This is a genomic window from Niveispirillum sp. BGYR6 (assembly GCF_027568365.1).
Classification (GTDB): Bacteria; Pseudomonadota; Alphaproteobacteria; order Azospirillales; family Azospirillaceae; genus Niveispirillum.
The window spans coordinates 22,076-39,562 of record NZ_JANLNL010000002.1 but is presented as its reverse complement, the minus strand read 5'-3'; the positions used below and the strand labels follow the sequence as shown (position 1 = coordinate 39,562).

Genomic DNA, 17,487 nt, shown 5'->3' with positions numbered 1-17,487 from the left:
AGAACGGCATGATCAATTTCCACAGAGAGACAAAAAAATACCTTCGAGACTCTTTGAAATCATATGGATTCCGCAGTGCTGAGTTCGGCGAGGGTTTCTTTTTTCCACTTAAAAAGGGCGTTATTGCATTTTTTTCAACCTATGGCATTTTGTCGGAATTAAGAATTAGTTGCGGATTGCGATTTGATAGCGTCAACAATCTTCTTATTAAATCTTCGAGATTAGCCGAATGGCCTGATCCAGCTGTAGACGGCTTTAAACTTAAGTTATATGGACTCTTTATTGAGGATCTGGGCTGCTATTATAGTGATAGTGATAGCCTCGATGCCGCAGTCAAGACCAGCTACCGGAAGGGGGCGGTGGTTGCCACAGCGGAGGAAATCAAAGATCATATTTTATCCAATCTGGATCGTCTTGCCAATTTTTCAGACCTGTCAGCTGCAGTTCCCTATGTCAAGGAACGGCAATATTTTGAAACTTTTAGCGAATATACGATTCCGGCAGCCGCAAGAATACTCAATGATAAGGAGTTATGGGATTGGGCTGTTGATTATTTTAGTCCAATTGTCGCCGAAAATAATCGGACTAAACTACCGCAAAATCGCAGAGATTACGACAAACTCTTACAAATTATGGCATGTGTTCACAAATTCGTATGAATGAACCCGCAACGTAGATCATTATTAATAAGTATAACGAAATTGTACAAATTTTGAAACAAAAATGGCCCGGCACCAGAGATCGGTGCCGGGCCATTTTATTTGAGCAAGCGCCCGAGGGCAGTCACTGAATCCAGTGGAACAGCCGGTCGAACCAGCCACCGCCGGGGCAGACAAGGCCCGGTTCCTCGTTGCAGCCGCGCCGGGCAAAGGCGACCATGGAGACACGGCCCAGCACACGCTCAATCGGCACATAGCCCACCTGATTCAGGTAGCGGCTATCCTGGGAATTGTCGCGGTTGTCGCCCATGAGGAAGACATGGCCTTCAGGCACGACATAGACCTGCGTATTGTCGTCGCGGCCATTATCGCTCTGTTCCAGGATCAGATGCTCGCGCCCACCCGGCAGCGTCTCCTTATATTCGGTGACGGAGACGACGAAGCCGCTATTGTCACGGTAGGAATAGTCCCGCAGCTTTTCGCGCGGCACCATTTCCCCATTAATGTGCAGGCGGCCGCCGATCACCTGGATACGGTCGCCCGGTAGGCCGATGACCCGCTTCACATAATCTTCCTCGATGCGCGGGATGCGGGCGACCACCACGTCGCCGCGTTCCGGCATCAGATCGGGGAAGCGCCCTTCCCCGAAGGGCAGCGGCACGAAGGAGGTGGAGAAGCGGCTGTAGCCATAGGCGTATTTGGCCGCATAAAACTGGTCCCCCACCTTCAGGGTCGGCAACATGCTTTCCGAAGGGACATGGAAACCGGCGAAGAGAAAAGTGTTGGTGGTAAAATAGAAGATGGCGACAAAGCCGATCAGCCCCGCCCATTCACGGATCAACGCGCGCAACGCGGATACTCCCTTCGCTTTGAAAAGCGGCGTTACCATGCCTGTCGGCCCCTGCCCGGTCAATGACCGGAAGGGCCGACAAGTATTTCAAAATTTTAATCCTGCGCTTCGGCTTCCGCCGGTTCGGCGGCCGTTTCGTCCGCAACCTCCACCACATCGGCGCGGCGTTCCAGCACGGCGGCGAAGAAGCCATCCGTATCATGCTGGGCCGGGGTCAGGCGCAGCATCGGCGTGGTGACCGGCGGCTTGCCCCAGGCTTCGGGCCAGGCATCGGCCACCGGCACCAGGGTGAAATCAGGATGGCTGGCCAGGAACGCCTCCACCTGATGTTCATTTTCCTCCGGCAGCAGGGAACAAGTGGCATAGATCACCCGCCCGCCGGGCCGGGCCAGCCGGGCGGCGCTGTCCAGAATGCTGGCCTGAAGCGGCATCAGTTCGGTCAGCCCCGGCCCCAACGGACGCCAGCGCGCATCCGGGTTCCGGCGCCAAGTGCCGGTGCCCGAACAGGGAGCGTCGATGACCACGCGGTCGAACTTGCCCTTGTGGCGCTTCACCCAGGGGTCACGCTCATTCTTCAGGGCGCGGGTTTCGATATTATGCAGGCCCGCGCGGCGGAACCGTTCCTTGGCGCGTTCCAGCCGGCCGGCCAGCACGTCGCTGGCAATCACCCGGCCCTTGTTTTCCATCATCGCGGCAATGGCCAGCGTCTTGCCACCGGCCCCGGCGCAGAAATCAACCACCTGCATCCCCGGCTTGGCATCGGCCAGGAAGGCGACCAGTTGGGAGCCTTCATCCTGGATTTCGATCAAGCCGTTTTTATAGATATCCATCGCCATGACCGGCGCGCGGGTGGCCAGCCGCACACCCACGGGCGACAACGGCGTTTCCACCGCCTTGTAACCGGCATCCACCAGCGCCTTCAGCGCATCGGCGCGCGTTCCCTTCACCGGGTTGGTGCGCAGGTCCAGCGGGGCTTCCCCCAGCATGGCCACCATTTCCGCCAGGAAGCGGTCGCCAAAGGCGGCGCGCATCGGGCCGGCGGCCCAATCCGGCACCTCCCCCTGCACTTCCTCCGTCTGGGACGGGTGGTCCAGCGTATGGGTATCCAGCGCGCGGATCAGCTTGCGTTCGCGGTCGGACAGCGGGGCGGGTGCGAATTTGGCACCGTTGAACAGGCCGGCCACGGCATCGGCGGTGCGCCCGCCGGCCAGGATGCAATCGGCCAGCACCAGGGCGCGGGGATCGGGCATATGGTTCACCCGTTCCAGCCACCAATGCAGCCGCGCCCAGCGCCGCATCACGCCATAGACCGTCTGTGCAATATCCGCCCTGTCCTTGGCACCGATATAGCGACGGGCACGGAAAAAGGCGCTGGTGACGGCATCGGCGGGGCGCGGCGTGTCCATCACCTCGGCAAGCAGATCGACGGCGGTGGCCAGACGGGCGGCGGGTGTCATGGGGGCAGTATTCCTGGCAACAGGCCCGTGCAGGGCCAAAGCGCGGGACTATAAGGGCCATAACCACCCCGCCACAAGTGCCGCCCCGCGATGGCTGCCCCGATCAAGCCCGCAAATGTGAGTTCCATTTTTCAGGATGATATTCCATATTTCAAGAAACCAATAGATCGGGGATGTGAAACGTGACGAAGGCCAAGAGATTTGCCACCCTGGCGCTGGGTTCCCTGCTGCTGGCCGCCCCGGCGCTGGCGGAAGGCAAGATCTTCATCGCCGGCGACAGCACGGCAGCCAGCTACAAGCCCGACCGTTTCCCGCAGATGGGCTGGGGCATGGTGCTGAAATGCAGCCTGGATGGCAGCCAGAGCGTGGAGAACCGCGCCATGGGCGGGCGTTCCACCAAGACCTTCATCGGGGAAGGACGGTTCGACGCCATCGCCAAGGACATTTCCACCGGCGATACATTGTTGATCCAGTTCGGCCATAATGACGCCAATGACAAGAAGCCGGAACGCTATACGCCCATCCCGGAATTCAAGACCAATCTGCTGCGCTTCATCGCCATGGCGCGGGAAAAGGGCGCGACGCCGGTATTGATCACCCCCGTGGCCATCCGCCGTTTTGATGAGAAGGGCGCCATCGGTGAAAGCCTGACACCCTATGCCAACGCCACGCGGGAGGTGGCGTACGCCACCGCCACCCCATTGATCGACCTGAATTATGACAGCCGCGTCTATATGCAGAAAGTGGGTGTGGAACCGTCGAAAGCCTATTATCTGCACTATCCCAAGGAAGCCGGTTACAAACAATGGCCGGATGGGGTGAGCGATGATGTGCATTTCAGCGAAAAGGGCGCCCGTGCCATCGCAGCACTGGTGGCGGGCCGGTTGAAGGCTTTAGGCCTGCCGGTGTCAACCCATGTGACACCGTTGAGCCCCGATGATCCGCCGGTGTTGGGCAATGATGCCTGTGCAGTGAACTGACAGAGTTCACCGGCGGGTATCGGGGAATAAAGGCTCCACACCCGCCGGTGCCGGGCGATAGGTCATCTTGTGGCCGGGCTTCCATGTCCCGCCATCCAGATATTCCGACGAGACATTCATGCTGCCCCCCGCGTCCAGCACAGAGACGGAGCGGACGCGGGTGATGGTGGGATGGCCGCTCACCGCCTCTTCCGCCACCAGCCGGCCCGGCGCTTCCGCCACCATGGTGCCCTGGGTATGGAAGCCGGCGGTGGTGAAATAATGATAGATCAGGGCGTTGGTGGCCTTGTCCCAGAAGATCATCGTCTCCCCGCCATAGGGGGCGCTGGTCAGGGCATGGGTGGTGCGGATCGCCTTGCCGCCCAAGGCCCAGTCCCAGCGGGTGACATCCACCATCGGCTTGCCATCCGGCCCCGAACCTTCCCCCCGCCAGACCTTGCCGACAAACGGCGCCAGGGCAGCATAAGGATCAGGCTCTGCCGCGCGGATGGCAGAGGTTGCCATCAACCCGATGGCGATGGTGACAAGCAATGCCCTGAACTGCATCCCCATGGCGCTTCCCCTCCCCTGATGTCCATATCAAGGAAGGGTCGCGCCATGGGAGGCCGGCGTCAAGCCGTTGGGATAAAGCAATCAGCCGAAGAAGCCGATCCGCTGGCTCATCGCGTTGCCGGTACGGCGGATCAGCTCATACAGGGAGGCGATGGGCTTGAAGATATGCTGGTTTTCCTGGCTGTAATCCTGGCTCTCATCGCTGACATAGGTGGCGACCTCGCCAAACCCTTCATCGACGGTCGCATCGGCACGGGCCGGGAAGATGCGGGCCAGTTGTTCCAGCGCCCATGGCACATCCAGATGCAGCAGCCGCGTCACCAGCACCTGATTGGTGATGTTATGCTGGCTGGAGAATTCCGGGATATGGATGGCGTGCTTGTAAATCTGGTGCGTCAGCGCCAGACGGACGCCGTGCAGCAGGCTGAGATGGCGATCCAGATCGGGGTTGGCGGCGGGTGCGGCCCCTGCCCGCTCCAGATTCTGCAACAGCACGCCATAATCCCGGTACAGCTTGCGGAAGATGCGGATCAGGCGCTGATGCGTCGGCGTATCTTCCAGCACGGCGGCGATGCGGCGCATTTCCTCCGCTTCGGCCACATTCTCCGTCCGTGCGGCGCGGGTCAGCCAATGGCCAGGGTCCAGCGTGTCGACATAGGCCTTCAGCGCGTCGGCGTTGGAGACGCCGACGCCATAGACCACCATGCCAATCAGTTCCCGGAACCGGGGTGAGGTGGCATAGAGGCGGCGGAACTGGTCGGGGTTGCGGTCAATCGCCTCCCCCACACCGGACAGCACATTGGCCGCCAGCCCCAATTGCAACAGGATGGCATTGTGCGGGATGGCGCGGAACTGGCCGGCCATGGTCTGGGCGGAGGCATCGGGCGCGCTGTCATGCTGGCGCTTGATGGCGCGGCTGCCGCTGGGGAACAGCAGGTTGGTGCCAAAGGCGGCCAGCAGCTCACCATAATTCGGGTCTTCCACCAGACTGACCTGGAAGGCCTTCACCGTGGTGAAGAATTCGCGGATATAGTCCCCCTCGGCATAGAACACATCATGTTCCAGATCGGGCTTGGCCGTGCCGATCATATATTCCAGGATGCGGGTGACCACGGCCAGGGCACCGGCCGGCGTGACGAAATAAAGATATCCGTCACCGCCCTGGAAGCTGACCTCCTGCTTGAAATCCACCCCATGCTTGGCGGCAAAGGCCAGCGTCGCCGGCGGGCTGACATAGGCCAGCCGGTTGGTCAGGCTGGCCGGATGGCCGCCGCGACCAATGCTTTCGCCATGGGTGTCGAAGATCACCAGTTGCACGCCCGACAGGGCATGGCGGTTGAACAGGCGCATGATGCGCAGGCGCAGGCGTTCAATACTGGCGGCGGCCGGCGTCTGGCCCAGATAACGGCCGGCATCGGAATAGCCCATCTGCACGCACAGGCGACCGCGCTTCTTCACATAATCGCGGTAATGCGGGTTTTCCAGCAACTGTTCGATGACGCGGCTGCCCACCTCCAGCGCCTTTTCCGTCTCAAACAGGGGGGAGATATCCACCCGGTCATCCACGCCGAACAGGCGGGCAAAATACAGTGCCGACAAAACGGTGAAGGCGCTTTCCGATTCCGCGATCAGGAAGCGGATCGGTACGCGGGCATCGGAATATTTCAGCATCTGCGCCACCACCATGAACAGGCGCTTGGCGCTGGTGCGTTCGGCGATGATGCTGCCGAAATTGATCGATACCGGCTGCACCTTGTCCAGCAGCTCGGTCAGGGAATTCAGATAGGACTGACGGTAGCGCGGATCATCCGCCGCCGTTTCCAGCCCCACCGCCTTACGGATGGCGTTATGCACCTGGGTGCTGTTCAGGCGGACATGGGTATGGGCCATGCCCAGGCCGAAGGCGGACAGTTCCGCCCGCAGCACGGCCAGATCCTCCACCACCGGGATGGCATCATCCCCTTCCACCGACGCGGCGAGGCGGATGGCGCGGTCAACGAAACCGATGGCCTCCCCCGCATCGACCAGCCGCAGCGGCAGCCCTTCATGCATCCGCTTGGCGATGCGCCGCAGATGTTCCACATCCTGCGCTTCCGACCCGCCAAAGGCGGCAATCTCATCCGTTACCTGATTGAGGGCCAGGGCCAGCCGGCTTTCGATCAGGGCGAGCGTATGGCGCAAATCTTCCAGCGCCGGGACGCGGCCGCGAATATCCCGCAGCATCACCAGATAATGGTTCAACTGGCGCTGCTGCACCACCAGCCGCTTATGCAGCGTGTCGGACCAGCGGATATCGGAACGGCCATCCAGGTCATAGCCGACCCAGCTTGCCACGGTCAGCAGGCGGGGCGTCAGCTCCGTCCAGCGATCCGGATAGGTGCGGCGGCCGACGCGCAGCACGGCGCGATAGAGCGTGCGGATGGCCAGCTGGATATTGGCAATGGCATCCAGCGACAGCTCATGCTCGCGCGTCAGGCTCATCTCCTCCGGCGCATGGTCGGAGGCGGCGACGCGGCGGATCAGCGCCTCGCGCGCTTCGGCCGTCAGCTTGCGGCCAGTGGCGTCATAGCCGGTGGCCAGACAGGTCAGCGCCGTCATCATGGCGCCGGACAGGTTGAAGGTCGGGTGCGCGGTGATGACGATGCCAAACACCTCCTTCTGCACCAGCTTCTGGAATTCCTCGAACGACAGGGCCGGGCCGCCATTGCCGGCGGCGGCGGTTTCCAGCAACCCTTCCAGCCGGGCGGCATTGGTATCCAGCCCCGCCTCCCCCAGATAATTGGAAAGGCGGGCGGCGCGGGCCAGGAACCCCTCACTGGACAGGTAATGGATCAACTGTTCCAGGGCACCGGGCGACAGCTCACCGGCCTGCAGGCGGCGGGAGATGTCCAGCGCCAGCAGCATCACCGGGTTGGCAAAGGGATCATGCCCGGCCTCGGCCGAAAAACGGTCGAACTGGGCCAGCAGATCGCCGGCCAATGCCCTGGCATCCAGCCCCTTCGGGGGGGTGTAACGCGCCTGTTTGGTGGACAGCAACGGCCCCTTGCCAGTGGTGGTCGCCAGGGTTTCCAGATCGGAGGGGGCGGCGGCTTTGGGCATCGTCGGGTCCAGCGGCATCGGAGCGTTTCCGTTATCGGTGAGGGCGCCATCTTATTGCGGCGCAGCGTCACAGGGTGAGGTAACGGCATTACCTCTGTCAACGCCAGATTAGGTAACGCCGACATATTCGATCCGCAATGCAAGCTTATTTGATACGATGCGTTGTTTGTAACACAGCACCCTTACATAATTGGTCGTCCATGGGGTTCGCGGATGCATGACGCCGATCAGCCGGCAGCAGCAGCAAAGGCAGATATCACGCGCGATCAGGCTCGCGCGCTGGATTTGCTTGGCCGGAATGAAACCCATGGCCTGCCGTCGGATGGCCGGGTGGACCGGATTGACACCCATGCGGCTTCCGTCTTCCTGGCCGGGGACAGGGCCTACAAGCTGAAACGCGCCGTCACCTTCCCCTTCTTCGATTACAGCACCCTGTCGCAACGGCTATCGGCGTGTGAGGCGGAAGTGGCCTTGAACCGCCGCACCGCACCAACACTGTATCTGGGGGTCGGCGGGCTGGTGGCGGATGGGGCCGGCGGCTTCCGGCTGGTGGCGGATGCACCGGTCGGGTCCGACGGCGGGCCGGCGGCCGATGTGCTGGATTATGTCATCACCATGCGCCGCTTCCCGCAGGAGATGCTGCTGGACCGGATGGCCGCCGAAGGCCGGCTGACGCCCGCCATCATGCGGCGGCTGGCGGAGGGCATCGCCCAGTTCCATGAGGCCGCCGAACCCCGCCCCATGGCGCCGGGGGCCGAGGAAATGACCGATCTGGTGGAAACCAACGCGCTGGAGATGCATCGGCATGGCCTGTTTGAGCGGGGCCGGGTGGAGGCGCTGTTACGCCAGTCACTGGCAGTGCTGGGCAGCCAGGCGGAACTGATCAACCGGCGGCGGGATGCCGGCTATATCCGCCACTGCCATGGCGATCTGCATCTGCGCAATATCGTGCTGCTGGATGGGGAACCGGTGCCGTTCGACTGTGTGGAATTCGGCGACCGCATCGCTGTGACCGACACGCTGTATGATCTGGCTTTCCTGCTGATGGATCTGGAACATCGGCGGCTGCGCAGCCTGGCCAATATCCTGTTCAACCGTTATCTGGAACTGACGGGCGATCTGGCCGGACTGTCACTGCTGCCCTTGTTCATGTCGGTGCGGGCGGCCATCCGCGCGCATCTGACCGCGGCGGCCGTGGCGGGACAGGCCGATGCCGTGAAGGCCCAGGGCCTGCGGGCGGAGGCACAAAGCTATCTGGAACTGGCCTCCCGCCTGCTTTCCCCGCCCCCGGCGCAAGTGGTGGCCATCGGTGGCCTGTCCGGCACGGGCAAAAGTACGCTGGCGCGCGTGCTGGCCCCCGGTATCGGCCCGGCACCCGGCGCGGTGATCCTGCGTTCAGACGTGCTGCGCAAGAAACTGGCCGGCTGTGATGAGCTGCAACCGCTGCCCAAGGAATTTTACGGCCCCGCCCATACCGACCGCACCTATGCCGAACTGGCCGGTCAGGCCGGGCTGGTGCTGGATGGGCGCCATGCGGTGATCTGCGATGCCGTCTATGCCAAGCCGGAGCAGCGTCAAACACTGGAATCGGTGGCCAAGGCGGCTGGTGCGCCCTTTACCGGCCTGTGGCTGGTGGCCGATCAGGCCATCCAGGTGGACCGGGTCAGACGGCGGCGCGACGATGCCTCTGACGCCGACGCCGATATCGTGCGCCGGCAGGCCGCCTATGATTTGGGCGACATGCATTGGGAGGTGATCCCCGCCAATGGCAGTGAGGGTGAAACCGCCGCCATCGCCCGGCGCCATGTGGAAAGCGCGCGGCGCTGACGGGTTTCCATGAAGGGGACGCGGAACGTCCCCTTCCCTGCCGATGTTATGATGATCAGCAAGTGTAAAGTGGCTGATCCAGGTCAATGCCGGCGGTTGCAATCCGGCCTATGCCCATAACCATGGTATCGCCCAACAATGCGAAAGGGAAACCCGCCATGGCCTACCGCAAGATCCTCAGCGTGCTGACCGGCGCCGACAGTGACGCCGCCGCCCTGGCGACAGCCTTCAGCCTGGTCGCCTCCACCAAGGGCAATGTCAGCGCCCTGTTCCTGCGTCACGATCCGCGCGACGCCATGCCGATGATCGGTGAGGGCATGACCGGCTCCATGATCCAGGACGTGATGAAGTCGCTGGAGGAGGAAAACGCGGCCCGTGGTGATCAGGCCTATCAGCATTTCAAGACCGCCAGCAACGCCGTCGGCGCCTCTGAATGCGCCCGCGCGCCGGGGCCGGACAAGGTCAGCGCCTGCTGGCAGGAGGTGGATGGCGTGACGGAGGATGTGCTGACGGGCGCCACCCGCGTTTCCGATGCCGCCGTCTTCCCGCCGCTCAGCAAGGAATTGCGCACGGCCGTGCTGGCGGGCATGGAAGCGGTGCTGCTGGAAGGCGGCCGGCCGGTCATCGTCTCCGCCGCCAACCCGCCCTCCACCCTGGGCCGCAAGGTCGCCATCGCCTGGAATGGCCGGGTGCAAGCCTCTCGCGCCGTGGCGCTGGCCATGCCGGTCCTGCAAACGGCCGACGAAGTGCATATCCTCACCGTCGGCACGCCCAAGACGGATGCCGAGGGCGGGCACCAGTTACAGGAATATCTGGCCTGGCACGGCATTCCCTCGGCGCATCACCGCCTGACGGCCAAGGGCACCACGGTGGCCGGCTGCATCCTGGCGCAATGCCGTGATGTTGGCGCCGACATGCTGGTCATGGGCGGCTATGGCCATTCCCGCCTGCGGGAACTGATCCTGGGTGGCGTCACCAAGGATCTGTTGGATCAAAATGAACTGACCCTGCTGATGGCGCATTAAGGCTTTGGCGGTTCCCTCAAGCGCCGGGCGGGCGCATCCGCGCCCCAAGCGCCGGGCAGGCGCATCCGCGCCCTTGGCTTGCGCGGGCACGAGCCCGCGGGCCAGCGGTCGCTGGCCTCCAAGGGTCATGGATCATGACCCTTGGTATTAACCATTCACCCCTTTGGCCGTTCAGTGAAACGGGCCGCCAAAGGGGTGAAGCTGGCCCACAGGGCCGGCACCGGCGCCAGGGCAACACGCCCTTGGTTGCGCATGGCATCGCCAGCCGCCGGATATCCCAACTTGTCCAGCATGGCACCACCGGCTGCCGCACCCGACGCCGCCTTCAGCGGGACCAGCAGCGCATCCACCATGTCCAACAGCGGCCGCACCCGGTCCGCCGGCCAGACAGCGCGGCAATAATCCAACGCGTAGCGCAGATATTTCATCCGGCGGGCCAGCTTGGCCGCCTGTTCCAGGCTGGGCACCTGGCGCGGGTCGGGCAGGCTGCCGACTCGCAAGGCCTTCTCGATCCGCTTGGCCAGCAACGGCCCCGCCATCTCATCCATCATGGTGCCGAAGGGGCAGCCATGGGGCTGGCGGGTCCATTCCCCCTCTTCCAGCCATTGCGCGAAACCCAGTTGCCACGCTGTCCATTCCGGCGCGTTCAACAAGTGGCGCACCCGGCCCAGCGCCTTGGCGCGGGCCTGTGATACCGCCCCCACAACGGGCCGGCGCTGATCCATCTCAAGACTGCCCAGGGCCAGGGCCAGCCGCTGCCAGGCGCGGGCCTTCTCCAGCAGTTTGGCATGGCGGCGCAGTTCCCGGCGCAGCGCGTCGCCCCGGTCGGTATGGATCAGCCGGCGGAACAGGCCATAGCCGGCATCCAGCCGCCGTGTCGCCGCCGCCAGTTCCCGCAAGGCCAGCGCATCGCCAGTGCCATCCTCCGTCACCAGCGCTTCCTGATTATCCAGCAGATGCGCCAGACCATTGCGCATGACGTGGCGGAACGCCTCCGTCACCGTGGTGATGGGCGTGATGGCCAGGGGCCGGGCCGGCGTCGGGCCGGGCCGGGCACCGGTGACCAGGGCAAAGCCGATATCGGCCTTGCTGCGGGTGGACAGGCGCAGCGGCACCCGGCCATGCAGCGCGGCAGCCAGCCGGAACAGGTCGGCGATGCTGCCGCGCTTCAGTTCCAGTTCCACCTCGCTGATGATGCGGTGCGCCTGCCCGCCCGCCGCCGCACCGGTATCGCGGGAAAGGGCCAGCGCCTGCCCCAGGTCCAGCGCCATTTCCACCTCCACCCCATCCCCCAGATGCAGCGGAATCAGGGTGCGCTGGATATCGGTGCTGAAAATACCGGCCAGCCGGGCCGTCAGGGCGGGCGGAATCATCTCCTCCAGCCCGTCACCGCGCAGCAGGGTGAAATCCGGCTGGTCGCCGGGCAGCGGCCATTCCCATTCCCGGCGGATGGCAACACCGGCCCCATCGGCCGTACCGCGCAGCCCCAAGGTCTTCACCGCCTGGATGCGCAAAGAACCCCGGCGGCGCACCCGCAGCGCCAGCCCGCGGCGGGCCAGGCTGAGGTCCGGCGCATCATAATATGTCGTATATTCGCGCCCGCGCTGCACCTCTCCCTTTATCATGGCGCGCACAAGCGCCAGATCGGCGATCCGGCCCAGATCGGCAGGCGCCGCCAGCAGCTTGATCTCGATCTCCTGCCCGCCGCCACGCCGGGCACGCGGCACCGACTGGTTGGCGGGGGTGGGGAGAGGGGCTTTGTTCAGGCCATTCACGTGCCGACGGGTCCATACCAGAAGGAAAGGAAGGGTAGTGTCCAGATAGCGCAGCCGGCGCCCTAGGTTAAGCCCCCAGTTTGGGCACAATGTCGCGCGGGCGCACGAAATCCACCAGCCGGCCACAGCCCCAGCGCAGATCGGCCCAGCCCTGCCCTGCCGGCAGATCGATCGCCACAAAGGAACCGGTCGGCAGCTTGTCCGTCAGTTCAGCCATCAAGGCCGCCGCATCGGGCTGTTCCTGCCGGCCGCACAGATCGCGGGCCAGCAATTGCAGGTCGGGATTATGCGCCACCAGCAGGACGGAACCGAGAGTGTCCGGCAGCGCCTTCAGCCGGTCCAGCAGCAATTCCTCCCCACACAGATATAACCCTTCTTCATATTCCACCGGCGGCGGGGCGGGCCATGCCGCCATCACCCGCAGCAGGGTTTCCCGGGCCCGCAGCGCGGTGGAACATAAAACAAGATCCGGTTGCGGCGGGCCACCCTTGCGCGTGGCCCAATAATTCGCCATCGTCTGCGCCGCCCGCTCACCACGCGGGTTGAGGGGCCGGTCATGATCCGCCAGTTTCGGATCGGTCCAGTCCGATTTGGCGTGTCGCAACAGGTAGAGCTTCTTCATGACGACTTCCCGGACACCCAGAACCCCGACAGGCGGTTCAACCCCACGCCGCCGCCGCGCAGCGGCGACAACAACAACGGTGTCAACCGAACCGAAAAACGTCACAGAAGCAACATATACTTTGCCGGACCGCCCGGAACCAAAGGAAACGCCGACCGTGACCGCCAACCCCGACTTTGCCCCGTCCGTGACCAGCAGTGGCGGTTTCGCCGCCCCTGCCGTCAATGCCGACAAAATCGACATGCAGAGCCCGGAACGGTTCATCAACCGGGAGCTTTCCTGGCTGGCCTTTAACCAGCGCGTGCTGGAGGAAGCCTATAATCCCGGCCATCCGCTGCTGGAACGGCTGCGCTTCCTCTCCATCTCGGCCAGCAATCTGGACGAGTTTTATATGGTGCGCGTCGCCGGCCTGAAGGCCCAGGTGGCCGCCAAGGTGACAACCCCATCGGACGATAACCTGACCCCGGCCCAGCAACTGGCCGCCATCAACCACCGGGTGACCGAGGTGATGCGCGATCAGCAGAGCTGCTGGCTGATGCTGCGCGGCCTGTTGCGCGAGGCGAGCATCGCCGTGGTGGAGATCGATGAGCTGTCGCCGTCCGAATATGACTGGCTGGAAGCCCGCTTCATCGACGATATCTTCCCGGTGCTGACGCCGATCGCCGTCGACCCGGCCCACCCGTTCCCCTTCCTGCCCAGCGGCGGCTTCGCGCTCGCTCTGCAGCTGTTCGACCCGCATCGCGGCGGGGATGTCGATGCGCTGGTGATGCTGCCGCAACAGCTTGACCGTTTCGTGCGCCTGCCGGGCAGCGATACGCGCTATGTGCTGCTGGAACAGGTGGTATTGACCTTCATCGAAAGGCTGTTCCCGCCCTTCATCCTGAAGGGTCACGGCGTTTTCCGCGTACTGCGTGACAGCGAGATGGAAATCGAGGAAGAAGCCGAAGATCTGGTCCGCACCTTTGAAAGCGCGCTGAAGCGCCGCAAGCGCGGCAGCGTCATCCGGCTGGCCGTCAATGCCGGCATGTCGAAGGAGCTGCGGGCCTTCCTGACGGACGAATTGCACGTCTCCTCAGATGATGTGTTCGTGCTGGATGGGCTGATCGGCCTGTCCGATACCAAGCAGATCATCACCGATGACCGGCCGGACCTGCTGTTCCCGCCCTATAATGCCCGCTTCCCGGAACGAATCCGCGATTTCGGCGGCGACTGTTTCGCCGCCATCCGCCAGAAGGATATCGTTGTCCACCACCCGTTCGAAAGCTTCGACGTGGTGGTGCAGTTCCTGCGTCAGGCCGCAGCCGACCCCAATGTGCTGGCTATCAAGCAGACGCTCTATCGTACCTCCAAGAACAGCCCCATCGTTGCCGCCCTGATCGAGGCGGCCGAACAAGGCAAGAGCGTCACCGCGCTGGTGGAATTGAAGGCCCGTTTCGACGAGGAAGCCAATATCCGCTGGGCGCGTGACATGGAACGCGCCGGCGTGCAGGTGGTCTATGGTTTCGTGGACCTGAAGACCCACGCCAAAGTGTCACTGGTGGTGCGGCGGGAAAGCCAGGGCCTGCGCACCTATGTGCATTTCGGCACCGGCAATTACCACCCGATCACGGCCAAGGTTTACACCGACCTGTCCTTCTTCACCTGCGATCCGGCATTGGGCCATGATGCGGCCCACATGTTCAATTACATGACCGGCTATGCCACGCCGAAATCGCTGGAGAAGATCGCCATCGCCCCCACCACCCTGCGTCAGCGGCTGGTGGACAAGATCGATGCCGAGATCGCCCATGCCCAGGCCGGTCGCCCGGCCCAGATCTGGGTGAAGCTGAACAGCCTTGTTGATGCCGAATTGATCGACAAGCTGTATGAGGCATCGCAGCAGGGCGTGAAGATCGAACTGGTCATCCGTGGCATCTGCTGCCTGCGGCCCGGCGTGCCGGGCCTGTCAGAGAATATCCACGTCAAATCCATCGTCGGCCGGTTCCTGGAACATGGCCGCGTCGTCTGCTTCGGCAATGGCCATGGCCTGCCCTCGCCACAGGCGCGAATCTTCATTTCCTCGGCCGACTGGATGCCGCGCAACCTTGACCGTCGCATCGAAACCCTGGTGCCGATTGAAAATCCAACCGTGCATCAGCAGGTGCTGGACCAGATCATGGTCGCCAACCTGAAGGACAATACGCAGAGCTGGGTTTTGCAGCCAGATGCCACCTATCACCGTATGGAGCCTTGCACTGAGGCCTTCAATGCACATACCTACTTCATGACCAATCCCAGTCTCTCCGGTCGGGGCAGTGCGATGAGCGCCGCCCGTCTGCCGCCGAAGCTGGTATTGAGTAACTTCCCGTAAATCGGTGTCATTTTTCTCGATGATATCCTTAAAAGCGGACCAAACGGCCTTGGATCATGTCCATGCGGATGATCGCCTCGCGGTGATCGATGTCGGATCGAACTCCATGCGTTGCGTGGTCTATGAACGGCTGACCCGTTCCCCTGTCGCCCTGTTCAACGAAAAGGTTCTGCCCGGCCTTGGCCGCACGGTGGAGAAAACCGGCCGGCTGAATCCCGATGGGGTTCGGCTGGCGTTGGACAACCTGACCCGCTTTCGTCGCCTGCTGGAAGCGATGCAGGTGCGGCGGGTGGATGTGCTGGCCACGGCGGCGGTGCGTGACGCCGCCGATGGCCCCGCCTTTGTGGCAGAAATCACCCGCCGGACCGGTTTCACCGTCGATGTGCTGTCGGGGGAGGAAGAGGCAAGGCTGGCGGCGCTGGGCGTGCTTTCCGGTGCCCCCGATGCCGACGGTCTGGCCGGCGATCTGGGCGGCGGCAGCCTGGAACTGGTGCTGCTGGAAAAGGGGCAGATCGGTTCGCAGGTGACCACCCCGCTGGGGCCGCTGCGCCTGCTGGAGGCGACGGAGGGCAAAGCCGGCAGTGCGGCCAAGCTGATCGACCAGCATCTGGGCAAGCTGGATTGGCTGGCCAAGGGCAAGGGCCGGTCCTTCTATCCGGTTGGTGGCGCCTGGCGCGCGCTGGCCAAGATGCATCTGGAGCAGATCAACCACCCGCTGCACATCATCCACCAATATTCGGTGGATGGCTCCGTGATGGCGGAATTCGCCGGTCAGGTGGCGCGCGCCTCGCGCGGGGCGCTGGAAAAGATGCAGGGTGTCTCCAAGCGGCGGCTGGATACGCTGCCGCTCGCCGCCCTGGTGATGGAGCGGGTGTTGAAGGCGGTGCAGCCTTCCCGCGTCACCTTCTCCGCCTATGGGCTGCGTGAAGGTCATCTTTATGATTTGCTGCCGGCCGAAGAACAGCAGATGGACCCGCTGCTGACCGGCTGTGGCGATGTGGCGGCCCGGATTGGGCGCTTTGGCCATGCGGAAATCCTGTCGGCCTGGACAGCGCCGCTATTCGCCGGGGAAGACCCGGCGGCGCGGCGGTTGCGGCAGGCGGCCTGCCTGCTGTCAGATCTGGGCTGGATCGAACATCCCGATTACCGCGCCGAACATGCCTTCCTGCGCATCCTGCGGATGCCCTTTGCCGGGGTGGACCATGGGGAGCGGGCCTTCCTGGCGGCCTGTGTCTATGTCCGCTATGCCGGCACGCTGGAAGGGGCCGTGCTGGCCCCGGCGCGCGGGCTGTTGAAGGAAAATGTGCTGGCCCGCGCCACCATGCTGGGGCTGGCCCTGCGGCTGGCTCACACCTTGACGGGCGGTGCCGCCACCTTGCTGCAGCGCACCAGCTTGCATCTGGGCGAGTCGATCCTGACCCTGGCGCTGCCCGACGATGCCGCCATGTTGACCGGCGAGGCGGTGCAGCGCCGGTTGGATGCTCTGGCCAAAGCGCTGAACCGGGTGGGTGACATCCGCATCCAGCCGGGTGCCTGAAGCCTTTCAGAACAGCACCATTTGCACCAAGGGCGGGCGCGTAAGCGGCCCGCCCTTCTGCTATGATGCTGGCAACGACTTTCTTTGGCTGGGCACCACCATGATCGACCTGACCGCGCTTGTGATTTTTGCCGGCATCTATGCTGTGGCCGTGGCCTCCCCCGGCCCTGGCGTGGCGGCCGTCGTGGCCCGCGCCCTGGCAACGGATACACGCCGCACCCTGCCCTTCATCGCCGGTATCGTGCTGGGCGACCTCACCTGGTTCGGGCTGGTGGCCGGTGGGTTGAGCGTGCTGGCGCAGAGCTTCCAGATGGTCTTTACCATCATCAAATATGCTGGTGCCGCCTATCTGCTCTACATGGCCTGGAAAATGTGGCGGGCCCCCGCCACCCTGCCCAGTGAATTGCCGGCAGTGAAGGGGGATGGGCTGCGGCAGACCATGGGCGGGCTCGCCCTGACGCTGGGCAACCCGAAGACCATGATCTTCTTCCTGGCCATCCTGCCGCAGGTGATCAACTTGCATGAGATGACACCCCTGGCTGTGCTGGAGCTATGCATCCTGATGGCCTGTGTGCTGACCAGCGTGATGACGGCCTATGCGATGGTGGCGGCCAGCGCCCGGCGCTTCATCGCCAAACCATCCCATATGCGCGTCATCAACCGCGCCACCGGCGGGTTGATGGCGGGCGTGGCTGTCGCGGTTGCCACGCGCTGACACCACGGCACCTGTTGCTGTTTAATCCGGCAATCGCTA

General features: G+C 63.5%; 13 protein-coding genes. 7 read left to right on the top strand and 6 right to left on the bottom strand.

Features of this window, described 5'->3' with window-relative positions; all coding sequences use genetic code 11:
- Positions 1-8 precede the first annotated feature (8 nt).
- Positions 9-659, top strand: coding sequence for a hypothetical protein (locus PCJ49_RS04100; RefSeq protein WP_269909851.1), 651 nt, complete (start codon positions 9-11; stop codon positions 657-659).
- A 124-nt stretch (positions 660-783) separates the two neighbouring features.
- Here the strand turns inward: PCJ49_RS04100 and lepB are convergent, their stop codons facing one another.
- Both lepB and PCJ49_RS04090 read right to left on the bottom strand, forming a co-directional pair.
- Positions 784-1,509 (bottom strand): signal peptidase I, encoded by a 726-nt coding sequence (gene lepB, locus PCJ49_RS04095; RefSeq protein ID WP_269909850.1) that lies wholly within the window; start codon positions 1,507-1,509, stop codon positions 784-786.
- Positions 1,510-1,604: 95 nt separating this feature from the next.
- Complete coding sequence (locus tag PCJ49_RS04090; RefSeq protein ID WP_269909849.1) at positions 1,605-2,966, bottom strand: RsmB/NOP family class I SAM-dependent RNA methyltransferase; 1,362 nt, start codon at positions 2,964-2,966, stop codon at positions 1,605-1,607.
- Positions 2,967-3,148: 182 nt separating this feature from the next.
- Here PCJ49_RS04090 and PCJ49_RS04085 point away from each other — a divergent pair, with 182 nt between their 5' ends.
- Positions 3,149-3,946, top strand: a complete 798-nt coding sequence (locus PCJ49_RS04085) for a rhamnogalacturonan acetylesterase (RefSeq protein ID WP_269909848.1) — start codon at positions 3,149-3,151, stop codon at positions 3,944-3,946.
- Between the two features lie 6 nt (positions 3,947-3,952).
- On the opposite strand, the gene PCJ49_RS04080 is transcribed toward PCJ49_RS04085, so the two are convergent.
- Together PCJ49_RS04080 and PCJ49_RS04075 are read right to left on the bottom strand one after the other, a co-directional pair.
- The gene (locus PCJ49_RS04080) at positions 3,953-4,498 is read right to left on the bottom strand and encodes a hypothetical protein (RefSeq protein WP_269909847.1); all 546 of its coding nucleotides are present in this window, start codon (positions 4,496-4,498) and stop codon (positions 3,953-3,955) included.
- Between the two features lie 81 nt (positions 4,499-4,579).
- The gene (locus PCJ49_RS04075; RefSeq protein ID WP_269909846.1) at positions 4,580-7,615 is read right to left on the bottom strand and encodes a phosphoenolpyruvate carboxylase; all 3,036 of its coding nucleotides are present in this window, start codon (positions 7,613-7,615) and stop codon (positions 4,580-4,582) included.
- A 195-nt stretch (positions 7,616-7,810) separates the two neighbouring features.
- Here PCJ49_RS04075 and PCJ49_RS04070 point away from each other — a divergent pair, with 195 nt between their 5' ends.
- Together PCJ49_RS04070 and PCJ49_RS04065 are read left to right on the top strand one after the other, a co-directional pair.
- Positions 7,811-9,424, top strand: a complete 1,614-nt coding sequence (locus PCJ49_RS04070; RefSeq protein ID WP_269909845.1) for an AAA family ATPase — start codon at positions 7,811-7,813, stop codon at positions 9,422-9,424.
- A gap of 158 nt (positions 9,425-9,582) precedes the next feature.
- The gene (locus PCJ49_RS04065) at positions 9,583-10,449 is read left to right on the top strand and encodes a universal stress protein (protein ID WP_269909844.1); all 867 of its coding nucleotides are present in this window, start codon (positions 9,583-9,585) and stop codon (positions 10,447-10,449) included.
- 155 nt (positions 10,450-10,604) lie between these two features.
- Here the strand turns inward: PCJ49_RS04065 and PCJ49_RS04060 are convergent, their stop codons facing one another.
- Positions 10,605-12,224, bottom strand: a complete 1,620-nt coding sequence (locus PCJ49_RS04060) for a CYTH and CHAD domain-containing protein (RefSeq protein ID WP_269909843.1) — start codon at positions 12,222-12,224, stop codon at positions 10,605-10,607.
- Between the two features lie 67 nt (positions 12,225-12,291).
- Positions 12,292-12,846 carry a histidine phosphatase family protein gene (locus PCJ49_RS04055; protein ID WP_269909842.1) on the bottom strand — a complete coding sequence of 185 codons (555 nt, stop codon included), beginning with the start codon at positions 12,844-12,846 and terminating at the stop codon, positions 12,292-12,294.
- 157 nt (positions 12,847-13,003) lie between these two features.
- Between PCJ49_RS04055 and PCJ49_RS04050 the strand changes: the two genes are divergently transcribed.
- Genes PCJ49_RS04050 through PCJ49_RS04040 form a run of 3 tightly spaced genes read left to right on the top strand, consistent with a single transcriptional unit; the run spans position 13,004 to position 17,448 of the window.
- Positions 13,004-15,196, top strand: a complete 2,193-nt coding sequence (locus PCJ49_RS04050; protein WP_347710420.1) for an RNA degradosome polyphosphate kinase — start codon at positions 13,004-13,006, stop codon at positions 15,194-15,196.
- 49 nt (positions 15,197-15,245) lie between these two features.
- Positions 15,246-16,733 carry a Ppx/GppA family phosphatase gene (locus PCJ49_RS04045; RefSeq protein ID WP_269909840.1) on the top strand — a complete coding sequence of 496 codons (1,488 nt, stop codon included), beginning with the start codon at positions 15,246-15,248 and terminating at the stop codon, positions 16,731-16,733.
- Positions 16,726-17,448: a LysE family translocator gene (locus PCJ49_RS04040; protein WP_269909839.1), complete on the top strand. Its 723-nt coding sequence runs from the start codon at positions 16,726-16,728 to the stop codon at positions 17,446-17,448. The genes PCJ49_RS04045 and PCJ49_RS04040 overlap by 8 nt, the downstream gene beginning before the upstream one ends.
- Positions 17,449-17,487: the final 39 nt, after the last annotated feature.

Excerpts from the sequence above, each read along its gene's own strand:
- PCJ49_RS04100 (WP_269909851.1), top strand. The coding sequence starts at position 9 with ATGATCAATTTCCACAGAGAGACAAAAAAATACCTTCGAGACTCTTTG.
- PCJ49_RS04090 (WP_269909849.1), bottom strand. The coding sequence starts at position 2,966 with ATGACACCCGCCGCCCGTCTGGCCACCGCCGTCGATCTGCTTGCCGAG.
- PCJ49_RS04080 (WP_269909847.1), bottom strand. The coding sequence starts at position 4,498 with ATGGGGATGCAGTTCAGGGCATTGCTTGTCACCATCGCCATCGGGTTG.
- PCJ49_RS04075 (WP_269909846.1), bottom strand. The coding sequence starts at position 7,615 with ATGCCGCTGGACCCGACGATGCCCAAAGCCGCCGCCCCCTCCGATCTG.
- PCJ49_RS04070 (WP_269909845.1), top strand. The coding sequence starts at position 7,811 with ATGCATGACGCCGATCAGCCGGCAGCAGCAGCAAAGGCAGATATCACG.
- PCJ49_RS04065 (WP_269909844.1), top strand. The coding sequence starts at position 9,583 with ATGGCCTACCGCAAGATCCTCAGCGTGCTGACCGGCGCCGACAGTGAC.
- PCJ49_RS04055 (WP_269909842.1), bottom strand. The coding sequence starts at position 12,846 with ATGAAGAAGCTCTACCTGTTGCGACACGCCAAATCGGACTGGACCGAT.